Genomic DNA, 26,629 nt, shown 5'->3' on the forward strand with positions numbered 1-26,629 from the left:
TGGGGGGGGGACGCAAAATAGGCAAAAATCTGCAAATATGACTGCCGTCAAAAAAAGAAAATGCAAACATCTGCAAAATCGATTTTCCAGTTCTTTGCACGTTTACACTTTTTAACGCAGATTTTTGCCATTCTTGCAATCGCTGAGAAGCGAGCAAGGAATGAATCTGTTGTGCTCTTTAGTGATGCTCATTGTTATTTCTATTGCTTTTTTGAGAACCGTATTTGATGACAAGGTTTCATTGTCGGAAGATAAAAGGTTTAGTTTAGGTTATGGATATTTAATATGGGTATAAACTAAACTATTCTTTGTTCAAGTAAACCGAGTTTCCCTTCTCTCTTTTTTGACGGCAAAAGACTATTCGATTTACAGGCTTTTGGTGCAAACCTAATAACCTTTTCCTTATATCCAGCCTTATTTTCCTTTTTATGAGGTCATTTTGAAAACATAAATTCGGCAACAAATCAACATTATTGCCGAACTTATATAAAGCTGAAGATATGTCTTATCCTATCTTCATGATGGCTTCAAGTACCTTCTTGGGAGTTATCTTCGCATAGTTCTGTGTGCTTGAAACCTGCCTATGGCCAAGAAGCGCGGTAATCGTGTATATGTCAACTCCTTTATCCAGAAGTTGCATGGCGAATGTGTGGCGAAGGAAGTGAAAGGTGACATTAATAAAAAGGCTATCTACGAGCCTATTTGCAAGTCCCGAAGACTGCCAAAGGTTTTAATAAGTTGGTTCTATCATGCTGAATATAGTTAAAATCCATATAAATGGGGATTGTGCAGTATCGATAAAAGCTATACCTTTGCAGCGTAAAAACAAACCAAGACAAAAAGAAATGAAATTGAAGTTTACATTATTAATGATGTTATTTTGCCCGTTTAGTGTCTTTGCTGACGAGATAGAAGAGGAGACAGATACGACGGTGGCCCGCTATGTAGATATGGAAGGTGTGGAAGTGATAGGCTTCAAACAAGATGCTCCCAGACGCGAAGCGATCTCGGAAACCGTTCTTTCCAGTTTTTTTGTGCGTCAGACGGAGATGACTAGTATAAAGGATCTAGGATACACGGTGCCAAATTTCTATATACCGGAATACGGTAGCCGACAGACATCGCCCGTATTTGTGCGTGGCGTAGGATCGAAGACCAATGGTCCCACCGTGGGATTTTATGTGGATGGCGTGCCTCACATGGAGCGCTCTGCTTTCGATGACGACCTGTTTGACTTGTCGTCTCTGGAGGTGTTGCGTGGACCGCAGGGCACACTTTACGGACGTAATTGTATCGGTGGTATCATCAATGCCTATACCCACTCGCCATTCGATTATCAGGGTACACGGGTGAAGCTTGGCTATGGTCGTTACAACGATGCCGTTGTGAATGCCTATCATTATAATAAGGTAAGCGACAAGTTTGGATTTGCCGTGAACGGCAGCTATCATCATAACGATGGTTTCTTCCGCAATGCGTTCGATGGTAGTAAGGTTGACAAGTTCAACGAGGGCTATCTGCGTGGCAGAGTGTTTTGGAGACCTGCCCAGCGTTGGCAGATTACTGCTGACATCAGCTATCGTAACAGCGATCAGGGTGGTTATCCTTATGCCATTTATGATGCAGAGACTGGTGAGACTGGTGAGATCAACTACAACCGCTACAGCTCCTATTTGCGCCAGATTACCACCGCGGGTCTGAATGCCTGCTATACGGGCAACGGATTTAGCCTGAACAGTCAGACTGCCTATCAGTATATAGATGATCAGATGGGTATCGACCAGGATTTTTCGCCGAAGGATCTCTATTGGGTGAAACAGGGTGTGCGTCAGAATATCTTTAGTGAAGAACTGACCCTGAAATCGACAAGCGATAGTCGTTATCAGTGGATGGTGGGTGCCTTCTTCTTCAGCGACAGCTATAAAAAGAATCTCAGTACGACCTACATTGCTCAGGATTACTGCACCCCGAAGTTCTACGACTCGCCTACCACGGGTGTGTCAGTCTATCACCAGTCGTCATTAAGAATCGTAGGCGGATTGAAAGCTCGTGTGGGTCTGCGTTTCGACTACGAACATGCCAAGGAGGACTATCAGGCCTATCGCACTGCTGCCTGGGCTACGACATTGGGTAATCTTGAGGATACTTATAATAGCAAGCTTAACTTTACGCAGCTGACACCGAAGTTCTCGATAGAATACCTGACCACCGAAGAACAACTCTTCTACGTCTCGGTGACAAGAAGTTATAAGACGGGTGGCTTTAATTCCACTTTCCTTCAGGATGATGAGCGCACCTATGACCCGGAGTACAACTGGAATTACGAGGTGGGTACCAAGACATCGTTCTTCGACCATGCCCTGCAGATGGAACTGACACTCTTCTACGTAGATTGGCACCATCAACAGATCACTCAGACCGTACCAGGCGTAGGCAATATCACCCGCAATGCAGGTCACTCCGACAGTAAGGGCGTGGAATTGTCGTTGATAGCCCGTCCGGTACAACCGTTGACGCTGAGACTGAGCTATGGCTATACTTATGCCCGCTTCTTGGATTATCAGAAGAGCGAGACCGTGAGTTACACAGGTAACATGCTGCCGCTTGTGCCGCGACACACGTTGTCGTTGAACGGCAGTTATACCATCACGCCGCGTCAGGGCATCATGGACCGTTTGGTACTGAGTGTCGGTCTGAACGGTATGGGAAAGATCTACTGGAATGAGGACAATCTGGTAAGCCAGCGCTTCTATGCCTTGTTGAACGCCAAGGCGAGTGCCACCTTCGGCCCTGTGACATGGGAGTTGTGGGGCAAGAACCTGACAGATACCGACTACCTGACCTATTACTTCAAGGATAGTGCTGCCTATGGTCAGAAAGGACGTCCTGTCTCTTTCGGAACTTCTCTGATATTTGATATATAAATAAGGTATGCAACAAGGAAACCAAGAAAACAACCATATCAGTCGTGACGGCAGAGGCATTGGATTACCGATGTTCTTCTGTCTTTATATTGCCCAAAGTCTCCCTTCCAGCTTCTTCGCTACCGCCTTACAGGTGATGATGCGTGAGGCTCATTATTCGCTGGCCACCATCGGACTGTTGCAGCTGGTGAAGTTGCCTTGGGTCCTGAAATTCCTCTGGTCACCCATCGTCGATCGTCGTTGTCTGACGGGACGTGACTTCCGCCGCTGTATCATCGGCAGCGAGTGTGTCTATGCCCTGTTTATCATCTTGGCAGGCCTATTGGATATCGGCGACAACCTGTATCTGATCATTGCCTTAGTGTGCCTGTCGCTGGTGGCATCTGCTACTCAGGATATCGCTACTGATGCCTTGGCCATCCTGATGCATGGCGGAAGGGATAAGAGTATGGTGAACAGTATGCAGTCGATGGGTAGCTTCGGGGGTGTCTTGGTGGGTAGCGGTCTATTGCTGGTGGTACTCCATGAGTATGGCTGGCAGACGGTGACGATGTGCTTGGGTGTATTTGTGTTACTGATGTTGGTGCCGCTTATCATGAGGCGTGATACCGGGATGATAGTCAAGAACCCTCAAGAACGGGCGCGGCTGACGGACTTTGCCTCGTTTTTCACGCAGCGCAGTATCTGGAGACAGATCGGCTTCCTGTTGCTCTATTATGCCAGTATCGTGGGTATCTTGTCGATGATGCGCCCCTGGCTGGTTGACCTGGGCTATTCCATGAAGGAGATTGGTGTGATGAGTGGCATCGTGGGCACTTCTGCGGCATTCTGCGCCTCCTTTGGTGCCGGATTCATTGTGCGCCGTATCGGCATCTACACAGCCCGACTGCTCTTCGCCTGCTTTGTCCTGTTGACAACCGTCTATTTCCTCACCATGTCCTATCTCGAGCAGCCTTCAACACTGTTGCTCTACTTGGGCATCGTGCTAATGTGGGCCAGCTACGGTATGGCCACCATCGTGGTCTATACCTCAGCGATGGAGTGCGTGCGTAAGGGGCGCGAAGGTACCGACTTCACCATCCAGACCGTACTGACCCACCTGAGTGGTATCATCATGGCAGCTGTCAGCGGCAGCATGGCCGACCACTTCGGCTATCATGGCCTTTTCCTCACAGAATGCTTTATCGCAGCCCTGTCGCTGCTTTATATATTAACCGTTTTCAGAAAGAAAAATGCAGCCTGAGATTATTCAAAAATACAACCGTCCAGTACCGCGATACACGAGTTATCCGCCAGCCAACTATTTTGGCGAGTTTTCCGAAACCGATTATCTGTGTGCCGTCAACGCATCGGATTCGGCCCGTCAGAATCAGATATCGTTTTATCTGCATATTCCCTTCTGTCGTCACCTGTGTCATTACTGTGGCTGTAACTCCTATCCTGCTGCTAAGCCAGAGACGGTGGAGGCCTATGTGGGGGCGCTGCATCGGGAGATCGACCTGGTGGCCCGTCATATTGACAACAGTCGGCAGATCTCACAGATACACTATGGTGGTGGCAGTCCGACGTCGATTCCCATTCCGATGCTCAAGGAACTCAACGATCATCTGCTCAGTATTGCACCCACGATAGCAAGTCCTGAGATTGCGATTGAGTGCCATCCTGGCTATCTGTCCGAGCACGACTGGCAACAGCTCACCGCATGCGGATTTACCCGCTATAGCATTGGTATTCAGGATATGAAAGAAGAGGTGCTGAAAGCAGTCAACCGTCGTCCGTCACTGTTGCCCTTACAAGAGATCCTCCAGATTCTGAGGGCCTCGGGAGCGACTGTCAACTTTGACTTTATCTATGGATTGCCATTACAGAGCGTGGACTCCTTCCGAAAGACCATCGAACAGGCTTCAGCGTTGCGCCCTGACCGTCTGGTCACATTCTCCTATGCCCATCTACCCAAACTCTTCCCCCGTCAGCAGATACTCGATCGTATGGGCTTGCCTGCGACGGAAGAGAAAAACCGGATGTATGAGACAGCCTCGGAGATATTAAGGCAGGCAGGCTATCAGAGCATCGGACTGGATCACTTCGTGCTGCCGGATGATGAACTCTACACAGCCCTGCAGACGGGAAGGCTGCATCGTAACTTCCAGGGCTACTGCACCCGTCGCACCACAGCGCAGGTCTATGCCTTCGGCGTGACCGCCATTAGTCAGCTCGACGATGCCTATGCCCAGAACGGACGCGAAATCAAAGCCTATATCGAAACGATTGGCAAGGACCGTCTCTACACTAGTCGTGGCTACCAGCTCTCAGCAGAGCAGAAGCTGATCCGTGAAGTGGTGGAGACGCTGATGTGTAACTACACTCTCGACTGGAACGATGTGGCAGAGCGGACGGGCACATCCGTCGCCCAGCTGCGCAAGACCTGTCATTACGACGAGGAACGTCTGAGGGAAATGGCATCCGACGGTATTCTGGTGTTTGACGACCATCACATCACCGTCAATACCGACGGCCGTCCGTTTGTGCGCTGTGTGGCTGCCGCCCTCGACCCGTTGATGCAGCATACAGACAAACATTTTTCTAATCCCATTTAAAAAAGCTATTGATCATGCAGAATCGAGGAATTGTCATTATAGGAGCCGGTCTGACAGGACTCAGCACGGCCCACAACCTGAAGAAAAAAGGCCACGATGTCGTGATTGTCGAAAAAGAAAGTAGGATCGGAGGCCAGATCCGAACTTATCAGGAGGATGGCTTTGTGTTTGAGAGCGGCCCCAATACGGGTGTGGTATCCTTCCCTGAGGTCGTGGAACTGTTCAATGATCTGGCTGGTGACTGTGAACTGGAGATTGCCAGGGAATCCTCGAAACGGCGTCTTATCTGGAAGGGCAACCAGTTTCATGCGCTGCCGTCGGGTCCGTTGAGTGCCATCACCACACCGCTGTTCCGTCTATCCGACAAATTCCGAATCCTTGGAGAGCCTTGGCGCAAACGAGGCACTGATCCTGATGAACCGGTAGGTGCCTTGGCGCAACGTCGTCTGGGTAAGTCGTTCTACGAATATGCCGTCGATCCGTTTGTGTCAGGTGTCTATGCTGGCGATCCGATGAAGCTCACCACCCGTTATGCCCTGCCGAAACTCTATAATCTCGAAGCCAACTACGGCAGTTTCATCCGTGGTGCGATGGCGAAGGCCAAAGAGCCCAAGACGGATCGCGACAGACTGGCCACCAAGAAGGTGTTCTCGGCTGTGGGCGGCTTGAGTCAGATGGTAGATGCGATGGCCAAAGGACTTGATATCATCCTCGATGCCAATAATGTAAAAATACGGCCTGCAGATGGGGGAGAGTGGTCTGTCACCTTCAACGGCTCGGAGGAAATCAGATGCCAGCGCGTGGTCACCACCGTGGGCTCCTATGCCCTGCCGGCATTGCTGCCATTTATCCCTGCTGAGCGACTCAAACCATTCACCCAGTTGTTCTATGCGCCCATTATTCAGGTCTGTGTCGGCATCCGTGATGCCAGGGGTTTGGACTTCCCCGCTTTCGGTGGTCTGGTACCCAGCAAGGAACAGAAACGTGTGCTTGGAATCCTCTTCCCGTCATCATGCTTCGAAGGCCGTGCGCCAGAGGGCGGAGCACTTTACTCATACTTCATCGGAGGTGCCCGTCATACCGACTATTTGCAGAAGAGCGACGACGAGATTCGTCAGATCGTATTGGAAGCCTTCCACTCGATGCTGAAATATCCGTCAGATGTACAACCCGACTTCATCCGGATCTTCCGTCACCAACATGCCATTCCCCAGTACTGGAGCGACAGTGGAGAACGGTTCAGACTGATCGAGGAACTACAAAACCAATACAAGGGACTGGTGTTGGCTGGTAACATGCGCGACGGTATTGGTATGGGTAACCGCATCCATCAAGGCGCTGCGATTGCTGAAACATGGAAATAAGATCTAACCAAAAGAATAAAATATGTATTTCACAGGTATTATCATAGCCGCGATGACCTTTCTAACGATAGGTCTCTGGCATCCTATCGTCATCAAGACAGAATATTATTTTGGCACTCGTCCCTGGGTGATCTATCTGCTCGTTGGCATCAGCTGTTGCGTGGCAGCACTCTTCATCAGCAATGTCTATATCTCCTCATTCCTTGGTGTGTTCGGTGCTTCCGCCCTATGGGGCATCGGCGTTGCTCGTTTCGACAACTTGGGCGATGCCAGAGCCTTTACTGCGTGGAACGAGTGACAGGATTGGCTCCACGTTTTCATGTATATATACTAACCTTTTGTAAAACAAGCCAACATGGTAGCCATTGGCAAAAAAACATTTGCAATATGGCAATATCAAGTATTGAGCATCGAAGCGGTTGGTATGATATATTCGATGCACGAGGTAAAAAAGCAAAAACTATTTCTCACAACATCGGAGAACTGCTGGGATGGAGTGACCGTTTTTTCATTGTTAGGAGAAGCGGTTGGTATGACACTTATGACGAGCAAGGCAATAAAATCAAAACTATCTCAACAAACATCGGCAACTTTGTTTCTATCTGTGCTGATCAGTTTATCGTCAGACGAAGTTCATGGCTTGATACATATGATGCTTGGGGAAAGAAGATAAGCACTCGTGCTGCAAGATAAAATTTAGTAACCAACAAACTCTCCACTGTCATAATGGGGAGTTTGTGTTTATGACACCAGAAAAAATAGCTCTTTTATGGAAAACAAAAGATTCTTTACATACACAGCAATTGCTGCTTGTATGATATGTGCTATTGCGGTAGCTTTCAATGTTTTTACGGATTTTGAATTGCCAGGCAGAATCATGGCTGCGATATTAGGTGTCGTCATTACGGCAACCATAACACAGGTGCTTCTTCAGGGACAAACCAAAAAAGAGGGAACGTTGAAACGGGATTCTAAAATATTCGAGGAAAAATTGAAAATATATCAGAATTTTCTCAACAGTCTCTACAAAGCCGTAAAAGACGGAAAATTAACCGACAGTGAGAAGATGGAGCTTCAATTCCAGACATCTCTTGTAGCTATGCATTGTGACCCTAAATTCATCAAGACTATAAGTGACGCAGTAAATGGCGTGATAAAAAGCACTTGTCCAAACAAAGGTGATGAACATACTCCGCAGACAGCACTAATAGCCAGTCTATTTGATGTGGTAGAAGCATTCAGACAGGATTTGTATCCAGATGAATTTGAAAAATTCGACAAAGAAGACAGGGACTATGCGATTAAGAAATTTGACGATGCATATCAAAATGCAAATGAGGGTGAAGATTCCCCAAAGGAGCATCTCGTTGTTGATGTAAATTTGCTTTCTAATATATCAACGCTAATAACGCAAGCAACAACTCAAAATAACCCAGAACTTGCTGACGACAATAACCCAAAGGCAAATAGCATAGAGAAAGAAAGTACAGGCAATCTTGGGAGTTTATGGGAAAAAGCTATTGAAAGATGGGAAAACGCAGGATGGACAGTAAACCCCGAGCCAATAACCGAGGAACGTCCTTTGTGGCTGAAGAGGGAAGATGGTGTTCTAGGCGAAATATACATGGGATTTCATGATGGTCATTACTATTTGGAGGCGAGTTATGAGAATGATTCCAATTTCTCACAATGCCTGAAATGGAAGAATGGAGGTCGAAGAAGATATGGAGAATGGTGGGAATATCCGCCATTATGTTTTGACACTCCACAAGGAGAATTCTTGCAGAAATTTGAATCTTCCTTAGAACTACGGAAGTATATTATAGACAAGGTGGAATACCTGCAATCTGTTATCATGAAGAATGATCTTACAACCCGTTGGATGAAGGCTGTAGGCAAGCAGAAAGACTGGTATTTGTTCACTTGGTATTGGTCTACTCTTGCCTGTGAATACCAGAATGATGCGGAAGGGAAAATCTATATGGATACTATGCCTATTGAGGGTAAGGAATCAGCAATCATTCAGTTGGGCAATAGGGCTAACGACAGAGAACTGCTCAAACAAACTTTGAATGGAATCGGATTGGCAGACAGAATCAGCGAAATTCAAGAAGACTGCTTCATCAACTTGGAAGAAACAGGCTCGTTAGATCCAAAGGTCGTAGGAAACAAACTGCAGCATTGGATAAAACTGATATCCGAATCTGTACCATCATCCGCCAATTGACTAACAGAAAAAGATTTTTCGAATATGAAAAGTTTTGCAGCAATTGACTTTGAGACAGCCAACCAGCACCGCTCCAGCGTGTGCAGTGTTGGAGTGGTAGTTGTGCGCAATGGCAAGGTAACGGACAAGCTGTATCAGCTGATAAAGCCGACTCCCAATTTCTACACTTACTGGTGTACAGAAGTGCATGGAATGACCAATGCGGACACTGATGATGCTATGGATTTTCCAGAAGTATGGGCAGAAATTGCACCGCATATCCAGGGCTTACCATTGGTTGCCCACAACAGTTCGTTTGACGAGAGTTGCCTGAAGGCTGCATTTGAGGCATACGACATGGAATATCCTGGGTATAGATTTTACTGCACATGCCGTGCTTCAAGAAAATTGTTGGGGGACAAACTTCCCAATCATCAACTTCAAACTGTTGCCGCATATTGTGGATATGACCTCACCAAACATCACCATGCAATGGCTGATGCGGAAGCTTGCACTGCCATTGCAATTAAACTCATTGACTTTTAAATGTTTTCATTATGGACGCTTCAACAACTATAAATCAAATGCTGTCGGGCAACAAAATCTTTGTCCCGACATATCAAAGAGCATATTCCTGGGAAGACAAGCAGACAAAGCAGTTTCTTGTGGACTTGCAGGATTATGTAGAAAGCCATACGGCATCAAGTTATTATTTCGGACATTTTCTGTTCGAGGATAAAGGCAGTCGCAATTTTGCCATCATTGACGGTCAACAGCGTCTGACCACTATTACTATATTCATCTCCGCTATCTACAGAAGATTGGAAGAGTTGGCAGGGGCTTTGTCTGAGGATGACGTTTTTCTTTATGGCACTCTTGTGAAAGTCGGACAAACCTACAGATTCTCTACTGTTGATTACGACAATCAATTGTTCCGTGACTATGTCATCAATAAAATAAAAACTGACCGTAATGGGTTGGAGACAGAATCACAAAAACGTATTGTTGCGGCTTACGACTACTTTGTGAGTCAACTGAACACCTATGACGAGGAGTCATTGCACGATATATTAGACGCAGTCGTAAATGCCACTTGCACTACGCATACAGTAAAGGACGAGGCTGAAGCCATCCAAATGTTCATCTTCCAGAACAACCGTGGCAAAAAACCGTCCAATCTTGAAATAATCAAAGCGCAGTTCCTATACAATATTCATCTTTATTGTACATCGGAGGATGAGAAAGCAGAGTTGATAAGCGAGGTAAAGAATCGCTTTGAACACATCTACAAATCTATATCAAAGATAGAAGGTAATATAGATGAAGATGATATACTCACATACACTTTGCGTGTGTACTTCAATAGCCTGGATGCAAGCAATGCCTTGCAAAAAGTGGATGAAGAATTAGGGAAAGATGATTCACGCATCAAATTCATTCGCAGTTTCACCCATTCGCTTGCTGACAGTTTTGAACAAATGACCGTTTTCTTCCACAACGAGCAAACGGATATTATGGCACACACACTGTGGATTATCGGCCAGCCTGCTATTATTTTTCCATTTGTAATCAAGGCTTATAGCAATGGCGTTTCTGATGACGATTTCAGATTATTAGCCAAGGCTCTAACCTCTATATTCTTGCGTCACAGAGTTATTGGTACACGTGCTGTACTCACATGGAGATTGAATGATGTCTTCAAGAAATTTGAAGGTGACGTTCATGCTGTTGTTAATCATATAGGATGGATGAAGACTACAACAGACGGATGGTGGGATTATTGGAACAACGTGGAGTTCAAGCGTATGCTTGAAGGCAATTTCGATGGAGGGCATGGCATTGCCAAAATCATCCTTTGGCTTTATGAGAATCACCTCATAGAAAAGGGCAAGTCTGGCTATGGGCTGAAACGTTATGATGCAGTGGAGAAATCTCAGTGTGAGCATATTGCTCCAAATACAGAAAATCAAGATGCAAATAATGGCTATTGCCCATACGATGATGAATTTAGAGAGTCGTATCTAAATTGCCTCGGAAACTACTTGCTGCTTTCTGGCCATCATAACGAATCTATCGGAAACATTACTTTTGAAGCTAAACGAAACACCTATACCCAGTTACTCCAGCAACAGGAAATCCGTAACATGACGGAACAGGATCATCTTTGGGATAAGGCTAAAATTGACAAAAGAAAAGAGCTTATTGTTGATTTTGTGATGGCAACATTCTAACAAATTATGACCTCAATGGAAGTCTACACCTTCCATTGAGGCTGCATATCTATCGCTTTATTTTTCGTCCGCACTTGGGCTTTACCATCCGAGTTGCTTGCCGCAAATACCGTCTTATCCATTCTATCTCATCTTCGTCCTTCTCACGTCTCCAGTCTTTGGTATCGCTGCCACCGCCACTTTGGCTTTCAGCAAAGTTGGTTGCCTCGTTGATGTAGCCAACATACAGGTACATTTCACAATAGATAATTTTGTCGCCATAATTAATGAAGTCCATTGCGAAGCTATCGTCAAATAGGCTGCTGTCGTGAATGCTCGTCATACGTGGATAGATGTCTGCTATCTCTGCCAACGCCTTCATGCCAGCCTGTGTCCAAATCTTATTGATTATCTGTTGCTTGCCAAGTAACGGTTCATAAGTTACTGACTTTTCTCTTCGACCGCATCATCGACTTGCTCCGTACCCAGTATCACAAGACTCCGATGTTCTGGTATGAGACCGATTTCAAGAAGATTCAGCCTGGATGTGTCACTTTTGCATGGCGTGCTATCAGGCATATCCTCGTTCGCTAGCTTTGGCAGAGGCAGGATGGAGTTTCCAGAAGAACCGTTCATGGGAGGGCTTCCTGACAAGACTGAAGCCAACTGTGAAGGATATGATGCGAAGAGGTATCACCTTCTCGATGGAATATTAAGCAAGAGGGGCGAGTTCCGTAAAAGGAACCCGCCCCATCTTTATATAAATCTCTCTCTATTTCTAAAGTGATTCATATATATATTATGTATATCGTAGTGTTCTATTCTTACTTGCTCAAGCTAACAGAATGGCTCATGTTAGTCATTTCTGGAATTGAGTTTACTACGTGTTTCAAGAACATGCCCATGCAAAAAAACATACCTGAAAACATAACTGCGGCGAAAGCCATTGTAAAAATAGTCATCATAATTATTAACCTTTTTAAAATTTATTATTTGTTATTCCTTAAATACGAGTGCAAAGTTAACACTTTTTTATCGAATAACGGCATCTTTTGCCGAGAAATATCATTGCAATATGTTTTTCTTGATATGGGTCAACCACTTGTTTTTTAGCCTTGAAAATGACATTTTGCTATTAAATATGTTGTTTTTTGTAGCAATAATTTATATATATCATTTTTCTCGCTTTGTTATGTGTGTAACAAGATAGGGCTTCCTGTCAGATGATAAGAAAAGGGCGCTCCTTCCTAAAGGATAGAGCGCCCTTAACTTTTATATCTATATAGGTATTGCGCTATTTGTCTATTGCTTTATTGCATGCTTACAGCATTGGGGTATTACTTTCTTTATATCTATATTTTATTTTTGTTCCTTACTTCGATCTCTTTTTTCTCCAAATGTCGGAACTACGCAGACAGATATACTCTACTCAGTTACAGGCAAAAGACAGCCTTTGATCTCTGATACATTCCTTATCAGCAAACAGATTAATGATGCAGAAACCAGGCCTCTTTCTCTGCCCCCTCCGCTAGTGGCTCATTATGTGCCGAAACATACAATATGTTTGAATAGTGGATGATGGCGTTGAAGTCTAGCTCTGTGCCTTTTCTGTCTTTAAGCCATTTCTCTGCTATTTGGTATCCTCCAATATAATATCGCCAAACTTCTTCTGTCGTTTTGTTGAGTAAGACGGCAGCCTTGGATTCTGTAATCAAGCCACTTGACAGGGCACGATAGATAAGGTTCTCGAATCTGGTGCTGTGCTCGTCATCAATGATGCTTTTCTCTTATTCTTCTGCCAGTTCTTTCATCGCATCGTTTAATGTGTTGAAAAGAACGTTGATGTTTTCTTCGATACAGATCAGTGCATCAGTATTGTTCAGGAAGGTTCTTCTGTCCTCGTGCAATCTGCCTGCGGTCTGCTCAAGAGTGTTAAGGTCATAGACCTGAATGGCAGAATCATCAGCAGGGTACAGGGAAATGGTTCAAGGTGTTTAAAGGCGAGCATAGCCACAGGCATTCAAATCATACACATAGAATTGACAGATGGTAGCAGTAAGGACTATAAGATGATTTTCTAAGTGAAATCAGAATAGCGAATTACATCTTTTACTTATAATTATCCCTGCCAGCTTGTGAAAGCCGGCAGGGCTTTTTATTCGAAAATCAAAAGATTCAAAGATATCATATATTGAGTCCACTTTAAAAAGTAGTTTTGGGTCTTTTTTTCTATAACCCCATTTGATTATCAGATGGTTACTTTTGGAAGAATTATCAAAAATAACTTTTTAAAGTGGGCTCATAACTGAACTTTCGCATATCAGGAAGTTAAAGGAGTTAAGGAGTAAGTTTTACCTTGCTTTTCCAATTTTGGGGACAGCGTCCCCAAAATTGACATGGAGCCATTATTTTGAACTGTTGAAGTGTGACAATTCGCTAGAAATGCAGTTCTATTATAAGGAATGCATCAAAGAAGGCTGGAAAGTTCGAGAACCTTGTTGCATTCTTCTACCTGTTTCATACAATATTCAATTTATATTATTTGCAAAGATAGTGCCAGCGAGCGCAATGAAAGTTTGCTTTCAAATTGCCGAGCGCCGCCTATCTTTTTGTAAAGATAAGACATTTATTCGAATTAAGCAAGAAAATCCGGGTAAATTCTTTGGTATAATCAGATAATTTTCTTATTTTTGCAAATGTAAATTATAAAAGGAGCAATCATGAATCAGAATATGAAACGTTTGCCTTACGGCATCAATGACTTTGAGGCCGTTATAGAACAAAATCAATATTATGTGGATAAGACGATGTATTTGCCTTTGTTGGAAAACCAACCAAGCAACATCTTCTTCATTCGTCCACGTCGTTTTGGTAAGAGCATATTCCTGAGTATGCTCCATGCTTACTATGACTGTAGCAAGAAAGAGAAATTCCAAACTCTTTTCGGTGATTTATGGGTAGGCAAGCATCCTACTCCTTTACAGGGGAAGTATCAGATTCTTCACCTTGATTTCTCGTATGTGGGTGGTGGTATCGAAAAGTTGGAGGAAAACTTCAATATGTATCTGCGTGTTAAATTGGACGGCTTCATGCGAGTTTACCAAGAGTTTTATCTGGCAGATTTTAAGAAGAGGTTCTTTCAGTCGGATTCTGGTACGGAGAAACTGGCTTTGCTTCAGGATGAGACTGCAGCCAAGGGCATTCCTCTCTATCTGATCATCGATGAATATGACAATTTCACCAATACCGTGCTCAATGAGCAGGGTGAGAATGTATATTGGGCAATCACCCATGCCGACGGCTTCTACCGTGATGTCTTCAAGAAGTTCAAGGGTATGTTTGAGCGTATCTTCATCACAGGTGTCAGTCCTGTAACCTTGGACGATGTGACGAGTGGATTCAATATTGGTTGGCATATCTCCACCAAGCCGGAGTTTAATCAGATGTTGGGCTTCTCTCAGGAAGAAGTGCGAAATATGTTTACTTATTACAAAGAAGTGGGAGGCATTCCTGCAACAAGTGATATCGAGGTGATGATAGACGAAATGAAGCCTTGGTATGATAACTATTGTTTCTCTGAGGATGCTTTGCATACTCAGAGTAAGGTGTTCAATAGTGATATGGTCATCTATTATCTCCGAAATTATATAGATAGGGGGGAAGCTCCGAAGCAAATGATAGATCCAAACACGAAGACAGACTACAACAAGATGAAGAAGCTGCTTCAGTTGGATAAGTTGGATGGTGACCGCAAGGGTGTCATCCGCACGATAGCTGAGACGGGGCAGATAGTGACAACCCTGGAAGAGACATTCCCTGCCAGTAGGTTGACTAACCCTCAAACATTCACCAGTTTGCTGTTCTATTATGGTATGCTTACTATAAAGGGGACTTTTGGTGATATGATGATATTGGGCATTCCAAACAATAATGTCCGTAAACAGTATTATGGCTATTTGTTGGAACAATATCAGGAGGAAAAGTTTGTGGACTTGAACCAGATGAAAATTCTGTTTACCTACATGGCACTTGAAGGTAAGTGGCGTGAAGGATTACAGTTTATGGCTGATGCCTATTCCCAGGTTTCATCTGTTCGTGACGGTATCGAGTCGGAACGCAATCTTCAAGGTTTCTTCATGGCATATCTGAATTTGAATAATTACTATTATACTGCACCGGAACTTGAGTTGAACCATGGCTATTGTGATTTTTTCCTTTTGCCAAACCTTACTCATTATGCTACCAAACATAGTTATATCCTGGAACTGAAGGTGTTGTCGAAGAAAGATTACGAATCAAAGCCTGAGGACGGCAAACTCTCCAAGGCAGAAGCACAATGGCAAGAGGCAGAGGCGCAAATCAAGCGATATGCCGTAGCTCCAAGGGTCGAGGCTCTGCGTCAAGGTACAACGCTCCATAAAATCATCATGCAGTTTGTTGCTGGCAAGTTGGTGAGGATGGAGGAAGTGGCTTGTTGAGATACATAGAATTCTTTCTTCAGTCATGATGATATACAATGAATTGAGGCGTTCCGACGGATTTATACTCCGACGAAGCAGTTAATGTTTGGCAATTTGCAGTTTTTTATCGTTATTGGCTAAATGTGCTGCTTTTTTAGCCAATAATGCTTAAAAATAGCCGTTATTGGCTAAAAGTTATATAAGAATTAGCCAATAATTGCTTTTTTCTTGCTATTTTTGCAAATGGTTAGAAATTAAAGTAGGAGAATACGAAGATGAAGAATAATATCATAGGCAGAAAAAGTGAACAAGATACCCTGGCGCATATTTTCGAGTCAAGGCAGTCGGAATTTGTGGCTGTATGTGGACGCCGCAGAGTGGGAAAAACGTTTCTTGTGCGCGAATATTTTGAACAGGAAATGGTGTTTCAGACATCAGGATTGGCTGGTGGAAACACACAGGAGCAGTTGAAAAACTTCTTTTATACGCTTCGACGTTACGACAGGAATGTAACCTCTGTTCCCCACGACTGGATCGATGCTTTTGAAATGCTTATCACTTATCTCGATTCTTTAAACGGGATAGAACGCAAGGTGGTTTTTCTCGACGAACTGCCTTGGATGGATACTGCGGGCTCTAATTTTATTTCAGCCTTGGAACATTTCTGGAATGGATGGGCTTCGGCACGTCGTGACATCGTTCTGATAGTCTGTGGCTCTGCCACTTCCTGGATGATGGATAAACTCATCAATAACCATGGCGGACTTTATGGTCGTCTTACCCATCGTCTTTTCCTGCAGCCTTTTTCTCTTGGGGAGTCGGAAGCTTTCCTGAAGACTAAGGGGATGATGTTGTCCAGATATGAACTGGCAGAACTTTATATGATATTGGGAGGAATCCCATATTATCTGAATCTTTTGGATGAACGGTTAAGTTTGGCTCAGAATATAGACCGTCTGCTGTTCAATCCCAATGGGCAGTTGTATAATGAGTTTACGATTCTCTATCGCTCTCTGTTCAAGGATTCTGAGGCATACGTCAAGGTGGTAGAATGCCTGAACGAGCGTGGTTATGGTATGATGCGCTCGGAAATAGCCGATGCCACCGGGATGAAGTCGGGCAAATCGTTGACCACGATTCTCGACAATCTGGAATCCTGCGGTTTCATCAGAAAGAATGTCAACTATGGCTGTTCCACCCGAAAGTCTCTCTATCAGTTGGTAGATTTCTTCACCTTGTTCTATTTCCGTTTCCTGCGCGATAGTTCTTTCCGTAATCTTCTGTATTGGAGCAAGTTGCAGCGCACGCCCCGTTTTTATGCCTGGGCTGGAGTTTCTTTCGAGATATTGGCGATGAATCATATCGACCAGGTGAAGCAGCGGTTGGGTATTTCCGGTGTGGCTACCCAGTTGTATTCCTGGCGAAGCAAGAGTGATGCCGGGTCGGCGGAGCGGGCAGCTCAGATAGACATGGTGATAGAGCGTGGTGACAATACCATCAATCTTTGCGAAATGAAGTTTTCGGAAAGTGAGTTTGCCATCAATAGGGATTACGAGAAGATTCTGAGAAACAAAATCGTCCGTTTTATGGAGGAAACGAAGACTCGAAAGTCGATACAGCTGACGTTTATCAGCAGTTATGGTCTTCAGCGGAATATGTATTCGGGCATAGCCCAGAACGAAGTGGTGCTCAATGATTTGTTTTGATAACATTCTGGGGTAGGGGAATTCTTTCTTCAGTCATGATGATATACTATGAATTGAGGCGTTCCGACGGATTTATACTCTGTAACGAAACAAAAAACCCCAACCTGCTGGAAACAGTAGGTTGGGGGATTCTTATTTATCTTACTTCCAAGATCATATCAGAATTATTCAGGTTTCCCTGATTTCTTCAGCAATGGGGCGAGGAACTTGTAGGTATAGCCCTTCTTCGCCTTCACCATGTCTTCCGGTGTGCCGGCAAAGAGAAGCTCGCCGCCACCTCTACCACCTTCTGGACCCATGTCGATGAGCCAGTCGGCTAGCTTGATGACATCCAGATTGTGCTCGATGATGATGACTGTATTGCCACGGTCTATCAGCTTCTGCAATACATTCATCAGGATGCGGATGTCCTCGAAGTGGAGACCGGTGGTTGGCTCGTCCAGGATGTAGAGCGTCTTGCCCGTGTCTCGCTTGGAGAGTTCGGTGGCAAGTTTTACTCGCTGACTCTCACCACCGGAGAGGGTGGTACTGCTCTGTCCCAGTTTGATATAGCCGAGACCTACATTCTGCAACGCTTTGATCTTGTTGAGAATCTGCGGCACGTTCTCGAAGAATTCCACCGCCTGGTTGATGGTCATATCCAGTACGTCGGCGATGCTCTTGCCCTTATATCTCACCTCCAGGGTCTCACGGTTGTATCGCTTGCCATGACAAACCTCGCAAGGTACGTAGACATCCGGGAGGAAATTCATCTCGATGGTCTTGTAACCATTTCCCTTACATTCCTCACATCTTCCACCCTTCACGTTGAAGGAGAATCTGCCCGGCTTGTAACCACGGATCTTCGCTTCCGGCAAGCCAACGAAAAGACTGCGGATATCGCTGAAGACACCGGTATAGGTGGCTGGATTGCTGCGAGGCGTTCTGCCGATAGGACTCTGGTCTACATTCACCACCTTATCTATATTGTCGATACCCTCGATACTGTCATACGGCATCGGCTTCTTCAGACTGCGATAGAAATGCTGGGAGAGGATAGGCTGGAGAGTCTCGTTGACGAGGGTAGATTTGCCCGAACCGCTCACTCCCGTAACCACGATGAGTTTGCCGAGAGGGTAGTCAACGTCTACTCCCTTCAGGTTGTTGCCCCTGGCTCCCCGGATGGTGATGTGCTTTCCATTGCCTTCACGACGTACGGCAGGAACCTCGATAGCCATCTTGCCATTGAGATACTGGGCGGTGATGGTATCGGTCTTGAGCATTTCGGCAGGAGTACCCTGAAAGACTACTTCGCCACCCTTGCGACCCGCCTTCGGACCGATGTCTACAATCCAGTCGGCAGCCCGCATCATATCCTCGTCATGTTCTACGACGATGACCGTATTGCCCAGGTCGCGCAGTTCCTTGAGACTGTTGAGGAGGCGTTCGTTGTCGCGCTGGTGCAGACCGATGCTCGGCTCATCGAGGATATAGAGCACATTGACCAGCTGGCTGCCAATCTGTGTGGCAAGGCGGATGCGCTGACTTTCACCGCCTGAGAGCGAAGCCGACTGACGGTTGAGTGAGAGATAGTTCAGTCCCACATCGAGGAGGAAGGTGACACGGGAGCGCAACTCCTTGATAATCTCGTGAGCCACCTTGGCTTTCATCGGAGGCAGATGCTGTTCCACCTCTTCCAGCCAGTTGCGCAGTTCATCGATGTCCAGGTTTGCCACTTCGGAGATATTCTTATCCCAAATTCTGAAAGCCAGGGATTCCGGCTTGAGTCGGAGACCGTGACATTCCGGGCATTCAACGACAGAGATAAACTGGTCAGCCCATTTCTTGCCGTCATTACTTTCGTCATTCTCCATCACTTTCCTGAGATAGTCGATGACGCCATCGTAGGCACAGAAATAGTCGGTGGAAGTATGCACCTTCTCCTTATCTATCTTTACGTTTTCCAGTGAACCATAGAGAATTTCCTCCATGGCAATATTCGGAATTCTGCAGATAGGAGTCTTGAGATTGAGGTCGTATTTTGACAGGAGCGACTCAATCTGCCAGAAAATCATCTGATTCTTGTATTTCCCGAGCGGAACAATACCGCCCTCATAGATGCTCATGTCTTCGTCCGGGATGACCTTCTTGAGGTCAATCTGGTTCACCTTTCCCAGACCCTTGCAGTGAGGGCAGGCACCTTCGGGCGAGTTGAAGGAGAACATGTTAGGCGCAGGGTCCTGGTAGGCGATGCCGGTAACAGGGTCCATCAGTCGCTTGGAGAAATTCTTCATCTCCTGACTGCCTTTCTCGATGACAGCCACCATGCCGTCGCCTTGTTTCATGGCGATGGAAACGCTCTTGCGGATGCGTTCTTCGTCAGCTTCGCGCACCTCGAGCTTGTCTATCACCACCTCGATGTTGTGGTTCTTGTATCGGTCAATCTTCATGCCCGGCACAATCTCCAGAATCTCTCCATCCACCCGGGCATAGAGATAACCCTTGCGCCGCATGCTGTCGAAGAGTTCACGGTAATGACCCTTGCGCTGTCTGACGAGGGGAGCGAGGAGGTAGATAGCCTTGCCGGCATACTCATTGAGAATCATCTCGATGACCTGTTCCTCGGTATATTTCACCATCTCCTCGCCGCTGCGGTAGCTGTAGGCAGTACCGGCACGGGCATAGAGCAGACGCAGGTAATCGTAGATCTCGGTGGTGGTGCCCACAGTGGATCGGGGATTCTTGTTGGTGGTCTTCTGTTCGATGCTGATGACCGGACTGAGACCTGTAATCTTATCCACATCCGGACGTTCCATGTTGCCCAGGAAGTTGCGGGCATAGGCAGAGAACGTCTCGATATAGCGCCGCTGACCTTCGGCAAAGATGGTGTCGAAGGCCAGTGATGACTTGCCCGAACCAGAAAGTCCGGTTATGACGGTGAGGGAGTCGCGGGGTATTTCCACGTCGATGTTCTTGAGGTTGTGAACCCTGGCTCCCCAAACATTAATCTTTTCTTCTGAAATCATTGTCCTGAATTAGTTTGATTCTCGATGTATCCCCTCAGCAGGTTGACATCTTTTTTGAAGTTATATATCTTTCCATCTGCACCTTTTGCCTTGACGAGGCAGAAGTAGACGCCATTCTTGACGGGACTACCCTTGTAGGTGCCGTCCCATCCAGTAGCCGGATCGGTCCATTCAAAGAGTTTCTGCCCCCACCTATTAAATATGTAGGCATGGAACTCAGTGATGTTCTGGTATCCGCTCTTGGGTTTGTAGATGTCGTTGATGCCGTCTCCGTTTGGTGAGAAGGCATTCGGCATGAGAAGAGAGCTGACCTGTGGTGTCTCTTCCGGTTTGCCCTCTTCGCCATCGTTGACTTCCTGAGCGTGCAATTGGCACGTTAAAAGTGGCAACAAGATGCAAAGTATACTTATTTTTCGTCTCATTTGAAGAATTATTTGTGCAAAGATAATAAAAAGCTGAGAGATTTTGGGCAGAATGCAAGATTTTTTGTATTTTTGCAAATGAAAACATTGAAATCTGAAGATTATCGGCAGAAAAATGACTCAAAATCTGCAGAAATCCGAAAGATAGGAATATAAAATTAATGAAGTTATGAGAAGAATCAAGAGATATTTCCTTGTTGTCGTTGGGCTGATGCTCAGCGTAAGTATTTTCGCTCAGACCACCAAGTGGCGTGACATCTATACGGTGAAGAAGAAAGATACCATCTTCGGTATCGCCAACAGCTATGGATTGTCGCTTCCGGAACTCATGGATGCCAATCCGGAGATGAAGCAGGAGGGATACATGCTCCAGAAAGGAGCCACCCTGTTTATCCCTTATGCCAAGGGACAGAAGAATCCAAACCAGAAGACAACTACCGCTACTCTTGCTGCCAGCCAGAAAACGGTTGCTCCTGCTGCTGCCAAGCCTGCAGCTACCGTCAGCAACGCTGTGAAGATTGGCGTGATGCTGCCGCTGCATGATGTGGATGGCGACGGCAAGCGCATGGTGGAGTATTACCGTGGCATCCTGATGGCATGTGACTATCTGAAGAAGCACGGTGTTTCTACCGATGTTCATGCCTGGAATGTGCCTATCGATGCGGATATCCGTACCACCCTGCTGCAGGAGGGTGCCAGCCAGTGCGACCTTATCTTCGGTCCGCTTTATACCAAGCAGGTGGCTCCACTTTCCGAGTTCTGCAAGAACAACGGCATCAAGCTCGTCATTCCTTTCTCCATCAGTGGGGATGACGTGGAGCGCAGCAAGGAGATTTTCCAGGTTTATCAGAGTCAGGAGAGCCTGAATAATGCTACCGTGAAGGCATTCCTGAAGCGGTTCACCAATGTGCATCCTATCTTTATCGACTGCAATGATTCCACTTCCCGCAAGGGTGCCTTTACCTTCGGACTCCGCAAGGAACTGGAAAAGCGCAATATCAACTTCAGTATCACCAACGTGAATTCGAGCATCGAGCAGTTTGCCAAGGCTTTCGTGCCTAGCAAGCAGAACGTGGTGATTCTCAATACAGGCCGTTCACCTCAGTTGACCGCCGTGCTCAACAAGTTGGATGAGTTTGATGCCAAGTATCCGGGTGCATCCATCTCGCTCTTCGGTTATACGGAATGGCTGATGTATGCCAAGTACAATCTGGAAAGGTTCTACAAGTATGACACCTATATCCCTTCCACCTTTTATTATAATGCCAGCAATGTGCGTACCCAGTCGTTGGAGACGAGTTATCAGCGTTGGTTCCATCAGCCGATGCAGGTAGCCCTGCCACGTTTCGCCATTACGGGTTATGACCATGCCATGTTCTTTATCCAGGGCGTGAAGAAGGAGGGGCGCAACTTTACGGGCGACAGCAAGCATTCTACTTACCAGCCTGTACAGACACCGCTGGATTTCGAGAAGTCGGGACTTAAGGGAGGTTATAAGAACAAGAGTTTCATGCTGATCCACTATACCTTCAATCATCAGATTGAGGCGGTGAAGTATTAGGACTTTGAACTTTGGACTTTGAGCATTGAACTTTGAGCTTTGAACTTTGAGCTCTGAAAGTTTGATCTTTGAATATTGAAAAATGAACTTTATGATATGTATTTGATAAGAAGATATATACTGCTTTCTCTGGTCTTGGGGGGCGGACTGACTGCTTCGGCACAGATTGGAGAGCATCGCAATGACTTTGCAGTCGGATTGAATGGGGGCTTCATTATGAGCTCAGTAGGTTTTACGCCAGACGTACAGCAGACGCAGCACGGCGGAATGACGGCGGGTTTCTCGATGAAGTATACCTGCGAGAAATATTTCAACACTATCTGCTCCATCTATGCCGAGGTAAACTATGCCAAGGTGGGATGGAAAGAGGATATCCTTGATAAGGAAAACAATCCGGTGATTATCACGGAGACCCAGGAGCCGATGGCGTATAGCCGTACCATCAACTATATCCAGGTGCCGGTGTTCGCTCATCTGGCATGGGGTAGGGAGACGAGAGGACTGAACATCTTCGTGAATGCCGGTCCACAGTTCGGTTATTATCTCAGTGAATCGACCAAGACCAATTTTGATGTGAAGAAGTTGCCTCAGACGGACAACAACCGAGTGAGCCCGGTGATGGCACAGGATACGATGGCAGTAGAGAACAAGCTGGATTACGGTATCGCCGTGGGTCTGGGTGCAGAATACAGCATTCCGAGAGTGGGGCACTTCCTTGCCGAAGCCCGCTACTACTACGGATTGGGAAATATCTACGGTTCGTCGAAGCGAGATTACTTCGGAAAGAGCAACTTCGGACAGATAGTCCTGAAGCTCTCTTATCTCTTTGATATCACAAGAACGAAGAACGTGAAGAGGAAATAGATGATAATTAATAATTAATAATAAATCAATGATAACGGGTTTATCATTGATGTTTTGAAAAAAATGAGTACAACAGAAAAAATGCAGATGAAATTGAGCGACTCAACGTCAGCTCGCTGGATCGCCCTCCTCATCGTGAGTGTCACGATGATGTTCGGCTACTTTTTTACAGACGTGATGTCTCCACTGGAGCCACTCTTGACAGCAGCCAAGGGGGCAGAGAATGGTCTCGGGCTCGGATGGAGTTCGGATGAGTATGGCTTCTTCTCCGGTGCCTATGGATACTTCAATGTGTTCCTCCTGCTTCTCTTCTTCGGTGGTCTTATCCTCGATAAGTTTGGCATCCGTTTCACAGGTATCCTCTCCACCTTCCTGATGTTTGGTGGAGCCTTGATCAAGTGGTATGCCGTAGGGCATGAGTTTGCCGGAACGGTAGCAGTACCATTCTTCGGTACTTATAGTACACAGGTAGTGATAGCCGCTCTTGGTTTTGCCATCTATGGTGTGGGCTGCGAGATATGCGGTATCACGGTGAGCAAGGTTATCGTGAAGTGGTTTACGGGTCATGAGTTGGCTCTGGCAATGGGTGTGCAGGTGGCTACGGCACGTTTGGGAACTGCTGCTGCCCTGAGTGCTTCTCTTCCTTTTGCCAAGTCGATGGGCGGAGTGTCTGCTTCTATTGGTCTGGGTGCAGCTTTGCTTTGCGCTGGTGTACTGGTTTATCTGGTTTATTGCGTGATGGACAAGAAGGAGGATGCTTCAGCAGCTGCAGCGGCTACAGAGCCGGAGGAAGGTTTCAAGTTTTCAGACCTGGGTGGTCTTTTCAAGACAACCGGTTTCTGGTATGTGGCTGTACTCTGCCTGATGTTCTATGCAGGCGTATTCCCATTCCTGAAGTTTGCCACCAAACTGATGATTTTCAAGTATGGTGTTGAAGCAAATATGGCAGGTCTGATTCCTGCGATGTTGCCATTCGGTACCATCTTCCTCACCCCGCTTTTTGGTGGTATATACGACAAGTATGGCAAGGGTGCCACGCTGATGATTATCGGCAGTTGCCTCCTGACCTTTGTACACGTCATGTTTGCTCTGCCAATCAACTCATGGGTGCTTGCCATCGTACTGATGCTCATCCTTGGCATCGCCTTCGGACTGGTACCATCAGCCATGTGGCCATCCGTGCCAAAGATTATCCCTATGAAACTCTTGGGAACTGCATACGCCCTCATTTTCTATATCCAGAATATTGGACTGGCTCTCATTCCAGTATGGATTGGTAAGGTAAACCAGGCAAATACCGCAGCCGACGGCACCATCGACTATACCCAGACGATGACCATCTTTGCCTGCTTCGGCGTGATAGCCATCCTCATCGCCTTCCTCCTTCTTTTTGAAGATAAGAGAAAGGGATACGGTTTGCAGAAGCCTAACGTGAAATAAGTGAAGAGTGAAGAACGAAGAGTGAAGAATTCGTTTGCTCTTTGTTCTTCGAACTCTTTGAAAGTATAATTCTATAAAAGAAAGGAAACAGCCATGAATGCTACACCTGAATCATTGATTAAAGAATATGCTGACCCGATAGAGCAGCAGGAGATAGACAAGTTTATCTGTTCGGAAATGAGCAGACAGATTCACCGATATATCAAGGGTATGTCGGGAACCAAACAAGCTATGCTCAAGTTTGAGGAAAAACTGGCGAGCCTCTCTGTCCCTGAGAAGGAGAAGGCGATTGCCAAGTATATTGATCTGAACCGAAAGGCATTGGACGGTCTCGACTTGAAGATGATTCTGGTTCGTTCGGTGGCTAACTATTGCGATACTTTCCAGTATATGCTGGATTTCGTGAACGACAAGCGCAAGATGGTGTTCTATTACCATCGCCTGAAGGAGAAGTACATCCGTTATCATGAGGTGTTCGAGGAGAACGGCAAGTTTGGCATGAAGGACCATCAGGGCAACGTGATGCTTCAGCCGGTGTATGATTTCCTCCGAACCTGTTACATCTATAATGATGACTTGAGCATCATGCCGGTGATTGCAGAGAAAAACGGCAAGATGGGACTGGTGATGCCGGACGGCAATGATACCATCGTTGCCGACTTCCTCTATGACGAAATCTGTCTCAGAGATGAATATCCTTATTTTGAGGCGGTAAGAGACGGAATCAGCGGATTGATTGATAAGGATGGAAACTTCGTGAATAATTAATAATGTAGAATTAATAATGTACAATTAATTGAGGCGTAAGGCTTGAAAGAGAAAGGGCAATCAGATTGGGATGAACCAACTGATTGCCCTTTTTTACTTTCGTTGCTGTGAGCAACTTAGTTTTATCTAATTTTCTCTCTCGTCTTCTATCCGAATGAATTATTAATTGTAAATTATTAATTATTCATTATCAATTATCCCAGGTATTTCATCAGGATCTTGATCTTTCCGCTGTCACGGAGCTTGATGATGCTCTTTTCTCGAATCTGGCGAACACGCTCACGGGTGAGGTTGAACTCGCTGCCGATTTCCTCCAAGCCCTTCTCGTGGCAACCGATGCCATAGCAGTAGCAGAGAATCTTGCGCTCACGCTCCTTCAATACGGTCTTGAGAACACGCTGCAGCTCGCTAGCCATTGACTCGAAGTCTACACCCTTGTCGGTACGGCTATCATCGCCAGATGCCATCACGTCTACCATTGCATTGTCATCATCATCGCTACCGAATGGAGCATCAATACTCATGTGGTGGTTGTCAGCCTTGATGGTCTGGTCAATCTTGCTTTCCTCCATTTGGGTAATCTGTGCCAACTCAGCAACAGAAGGCTTGCGCTGGTTCTCCTGCTCGAACTTGCTGATTTCAGCGCTGATCTTGCTCAATGCACCCACCTGGTTCAAAGGCAAGCGAACGATACGGCTCTGCTCAGCGATAGCCTGGAGAATGCTCTGGCGAATCCACCATACTGCGTATGAGATGAACTTAAAACCACGAGTCTCATCAAACTTCTCTGCCGCCTTCACCAAACCGATGTTTCCCTCATCGATCAAGTCGGTAAGACCCAGACCCTGGTGCTGGTATTGTTTAGCAACAGAAACAACGAATCGAAGGTTTGCCTTAACCAGTTTTTCCTTGGCACGTTCACCTTCACGACCGCCTTTGCGAATCTTCTGTGCGAGTTCGATCTCCTCATCGATAGAGACCATAGGTTCACGACCAATCTCCACCAAGTACTTATCAAGTGCTTCACTGGAACGGTTGGTTATACTCTTGCTAATCTTAAGTTGTCTCATATAAATCCTTTTACCTTTCTATTTATTTTAAC

22 protein-coding genes and 2 pseudogenes are annotated in these 26,629 nt (G+C 45.9%); 18 read left to right on the forward strand and 6 right to left on the reverse strand.

The window, feature by feature from the left end; translation table 11 throughout:
• Positions 1-505 precede the first annotated feature (505 nt).
• Positions 506-640, reverse strand: a complete 135-nt coding sequence (locus ACQRBJ_RS11230; RefSeq protein ID WP_080558422.1) for a tyrosine-type recombinase/integrase — start codon at positions 638-640, stop codon at positions 506-508.
• Here ACQRBJ_RS11230 and ACQRBJ_RS11235 point away from each other — a divergent pair.
• From ACQRBJ_RS11235 to ACQRBJ_RS11280, 10 genes and pseudogenes are all read left to right on the forward strand, one after another.
• Complete coding sequence (locus tag ACQRBJ_RS11235) at positions 584-766, forward strand: hypothetical protein (protein ID WP_032856201.1); 183 nt, start codon at positions 584-586, stop codon at positions 764-766. The two genes, ACQRBJ_RS11230 and ACQRBJ_RS11235, sit on opposite strands and share 57 nt — an antisense overlap.
• Positions 767-845: 79 nt before the next feature.
• Positions 846-2,924 carry a TonB-dependent receptor gene (locus ACQRBJ_RS11240; RefSeq protein WP_232509263.1) on the forward strand — a complete coding sequence of 693 codons (2,079 nt, stop codon included), beginning with the start codon at positions 846-848 and terminating at the stop codon, positions 2,922-2,924.
• Positions 2,925-2,931: 7 nt separating this feature from the next.
• Entirely contained in the window at positions 2,932-4,167 is a 1,236-nt protein-coding gene (locus ACQRBJ_RS11245) for an MFS transporter (RefSeq protein ID WP_004311709.1), read from the forward strand.
• Positions 4,157-5,521 (forward strand): oxygen-independent coproporphyrinogen III oxidase, encoded by a 1,365-nt coding sequence (gene hemN, locus ACQRBJ_RS11250; RefSeq protein WP_004311708.1) that lies wholly within the window; start codon positions 4,157-4,159, stop codon positions 5,519-5,521. Before ACQRBJ_RS11245 ends, hemN begins: the two co-directional genes overlap by 11 nt.
• Before the next feature lie 14 nt (positions 5,522-5,535).
• Positions 5,536-6,885 (forward strand): protoporphyrinogen oxidase, encoded by a 1,350-nt coding sequence (gene hemG / locus ACQRBJ_RS11255; RefSeq protein WP_004311707.1) that lies wholly within the window; start codon positions 5,536-5,538, stop codon positions 6,883-6,885.
• 22 nt (positions 6,886-6,907) lie between these two features.
• Positions 6,908-7,126, forward strand: a pseudogene (locus ACQRBJ_RS11260) (DUF4491 family protein); the annotation flags it as partial.
• Positions 7,127-7,272: 146 nt separating this feature from the next.
• Positions 7,273-7,578 (forward strand): hypothetical protein, encoded by a 306-nt coding sequence (locus ACQRBJ_RS11265; protein ID WP_445303662.1) that lies wholly within the window; start codon positions 7,273-7,275, stop codon positions 7,576-7,578.
• A gap of 76 nt (positions 7,579-7,654) precedes the next feature.
• On the forward strand, positions 7,655-9,112 hold the full coding sequence (locus ACQRBJ_RS11270) for a hypothetical protein (RefSeq protein ID WP_445303663.1): 1,458 nt from the start codon (positions 7,655-7,657) through the stop codon (positions 9,110-9,112).
• A gap of 24 nt (positions 9,113-9,136) precedes the next feature.
• Positions 9,137-9,637 carry an exonuclease domain-containing protein gene (locus ACQRBJ_RS11275; protein WP_445303664.1) on the forward strand — a complete coding sequence of 167 codons (501 nt, stop codon included), beginning with the start codon at positions 9,137-9,139 and terminating at the stop codon, positions 9,635-9,637.
• An 11-nt stretch (positions 9,638-9,648) separates the two neighbouring features.
• Positions 9,649-11,322 (forward strand): DUF262 domain-containing protein, encoded by a 1,674-nt coding sequence (locus ACQRBJ_RS11280; RefSeq protein ID WP_441936831.1) that lies wholly within the window; start codon positions 9,649-9,651, stop codon positions 11,320-11,322.
• A 49-nt stretch (positions 11,323-11,371) separates the two neighbouring features.
• Here the strand turns inward: ACQRBJ_RS11280 and ACQRBJ_RS11285 are convergent, their stop codons facing one another.
• Positions 11,372-11,674, reverse strand: coding sequence for a hypothetical protein (locus ACQRBJ_RS11285; protein WP_441936832.1), 303 nt, complete (start codon positions 11,672-11,674; stop codon positions 11,372-11,374).
• 172 nt (positions 11,675-11,846) lie between these two features.
• Here ACQRBJ_RS11285 and ACQRBJ_RS11290 point away from each other — a divergent pair, with 172 nt between their 5' ends.
• Positions 11,847-12,017, forward strand: a complete 171-nt coding sequence (locus ACQRBJ_RS11290; protein ID WP_441936834.1) for a hypothetical protein — start codon at positions 11,847-11,849, stop codon at positions 12,015-12,017.
• Positions 12,018-12,788: 771 nt separating this feature from the next.
• On the opposite strand, the gene ACQRBJ_RS11295 is transcribed toward ACQRBJ_RS11290, so the two are convergent.
• A complete protein-coding gene (locus tag ACQRBJ_RS11295) occupies positions 12,789-13,016 on the reverse strand; it encodes a type ISP restriction/modification enzyme (RefSeq protein ID WP_441938538.1) in 228 nt (75 codons plus the stop codon).
• 604 nt (positions 13,017-13,620) lie between these two features.
• Between ACQRBJ_RS11295 and ACQRBJ_RS11300 the strand changes: the two genes are divergently transcribed.
• The 3 genes from ACQRBJ_RS11300 (at position 13,621) to ACQRBJ_RS11310 (ending at position 17,467) form a co-directional block, all read left to right on the forward strand.
• Positions 13,621-13,980 (forward strand): DUF1016 N-terminal domain-containing protein, encoded by a 360-nt coding sequence (locus tag ACQRBJ_RS11300; RefSeq protein WP_445303685.1) that lies wholly within the window; start codon positions 13,621-13,623, stop codon positions 13,978-13,980.
• Positions 13,981-14,021: 41 nt separating this feature from the next.
• The gene (locus ACQRBJ_RS11305; protein WP_445303665.1) at positions 14,022-15,779 is read left to right on the forward strand and encodes an ATP-binding protein; all 1,758 of its coding nucleotides are present in this window, start codon (positions 14,022-14,024) and stop codon (positions 15,777-15,779) included.
• Positions 15,780-16,036: 257 nt separating this feature from the next.
• Positions 16,037-17,467, forward strand: coding sequence for an AAA family ATPase (locus tag ACQRBJ_RS11310; protein WP_445303666.1), 1,431 nt, complete (start codon positions 16,037-16,039; stop codon positions 17,465-17,467).
• Positions 17,468-17,631: 164 nt separating this feature from the next.
• On the opposite strand, the gene uvrA is transcribed toward ACQRBJ_RS11310, so the two are convergent.
• Both uvrA and ACQRBJ_RS11320 read right to left on the reverse strand, forming a co-directional pair.
• A complete protein-coding gene (gene uvrA, locus ACQRBJ_RS11315; RefSeq protein WP_445303667.1) occupies positions 17,632-20,472 on the reverse strand; it encodes an excinuclease ABC subunit UvrA in 2,841 nt (946 codons plus the stop codon).
• Positions 20,469-20,780: pseudogene (locus ACQRBJ_RS11320) on the reverse strand (gliding motility-associated C-terminal domain-containing protein); the annotation flags it as partial. The gene uvrA and the pseudogene ACQRBJ_RS11320, both read right to left, overlap by 4 nt.
• 283 nt (positions 20,781-21,063) lie before the next feature.
• Here ACQRBJ_RS11320 and ACQRBJ_RS11325 point away from each other — a divergent pair.
• The 4 genes from ACQRBJ_RS11325 to ACQRBJ_RS11340 all read left to right on the forward strand — a co-directional run bounded on the left by ACQRBJ_RS11325 (position 21,064) and on the right by ACQRBJ_RS11340 (position 25,527).
• Positions 21,064-22,455, forward strand: a complete 1,392-nt coding sequence (locus ACQRBJ_RS11325) for a LysM peptidoglycan-binding domain-containing protein (protein ID WP_445303668.1) — start codon at positions 21,064-21,066, stop codon at positions 22,453-22,455.
• Between the two features lie 96 nt (positions 22,456-22,551).
• Positions 22,552-23,319: a porin family protein gene (locus tag ACQRBJ_RS11330; RefSeq protein WP_218415746.1), complete on the forward strand. Its 768-nt coding sequence runs from the start codon at positions 22,552-22,554 to the stop codon at positions 23,317-23,319.
• 63 nt (positions 23,320-23,382) lie between these two features.
• Entirely contained in the window at positions 23,383-24,759 is a 1,377-nt protein-coding gene (locus ACQRBJ_RS11335; protein WP_295347170.1) for an MFS transporter, read from the forward strand.
• A 93-nt stretch (positions 24,760-24,852) separates the two neighbouring features.
• Positions 24,853-25,527: a hypothetical protein gene (locus ACQRBJ_RS11340; protein WP_294714903.1), complete on the forward strand. Its 675-nt coding sequence runs from the start codon at positions 24,853-24,855 to the stop codon at positions 25,525-25,527.
• 194 nt (positions 25,528-25,721) lie between these two features.
• Here ACQRBJ_RS11340 and ACQRBJ_RS11345 read toward each other — a convergent pair whose 3' ends face one another.
• Positions 25,722-26,597: a sigma-70 family RNA polymerase sigma factor gene (locus ACQRBJ_RS11345; RefSeq protein WP_294968408.1), complete on the reverse strand. Its 876-nt coding sequence runs from the start codon at positions 26,595-26,597 to the stop codon at positions 25,722-25,724.
• Positions 26,598-26,629 lie beyond the last annotated feature (32 nt).

Origin of the sequence: Prevotella sp. SGI.167 (assembly GCF_050313615.1) — a bacterium.
Classification (GTDB): domain Bacteria; phylum Bacteroidota; class Bacteroidia; order Bacteroidales; family Bacteroidaceae; genus Prevotella.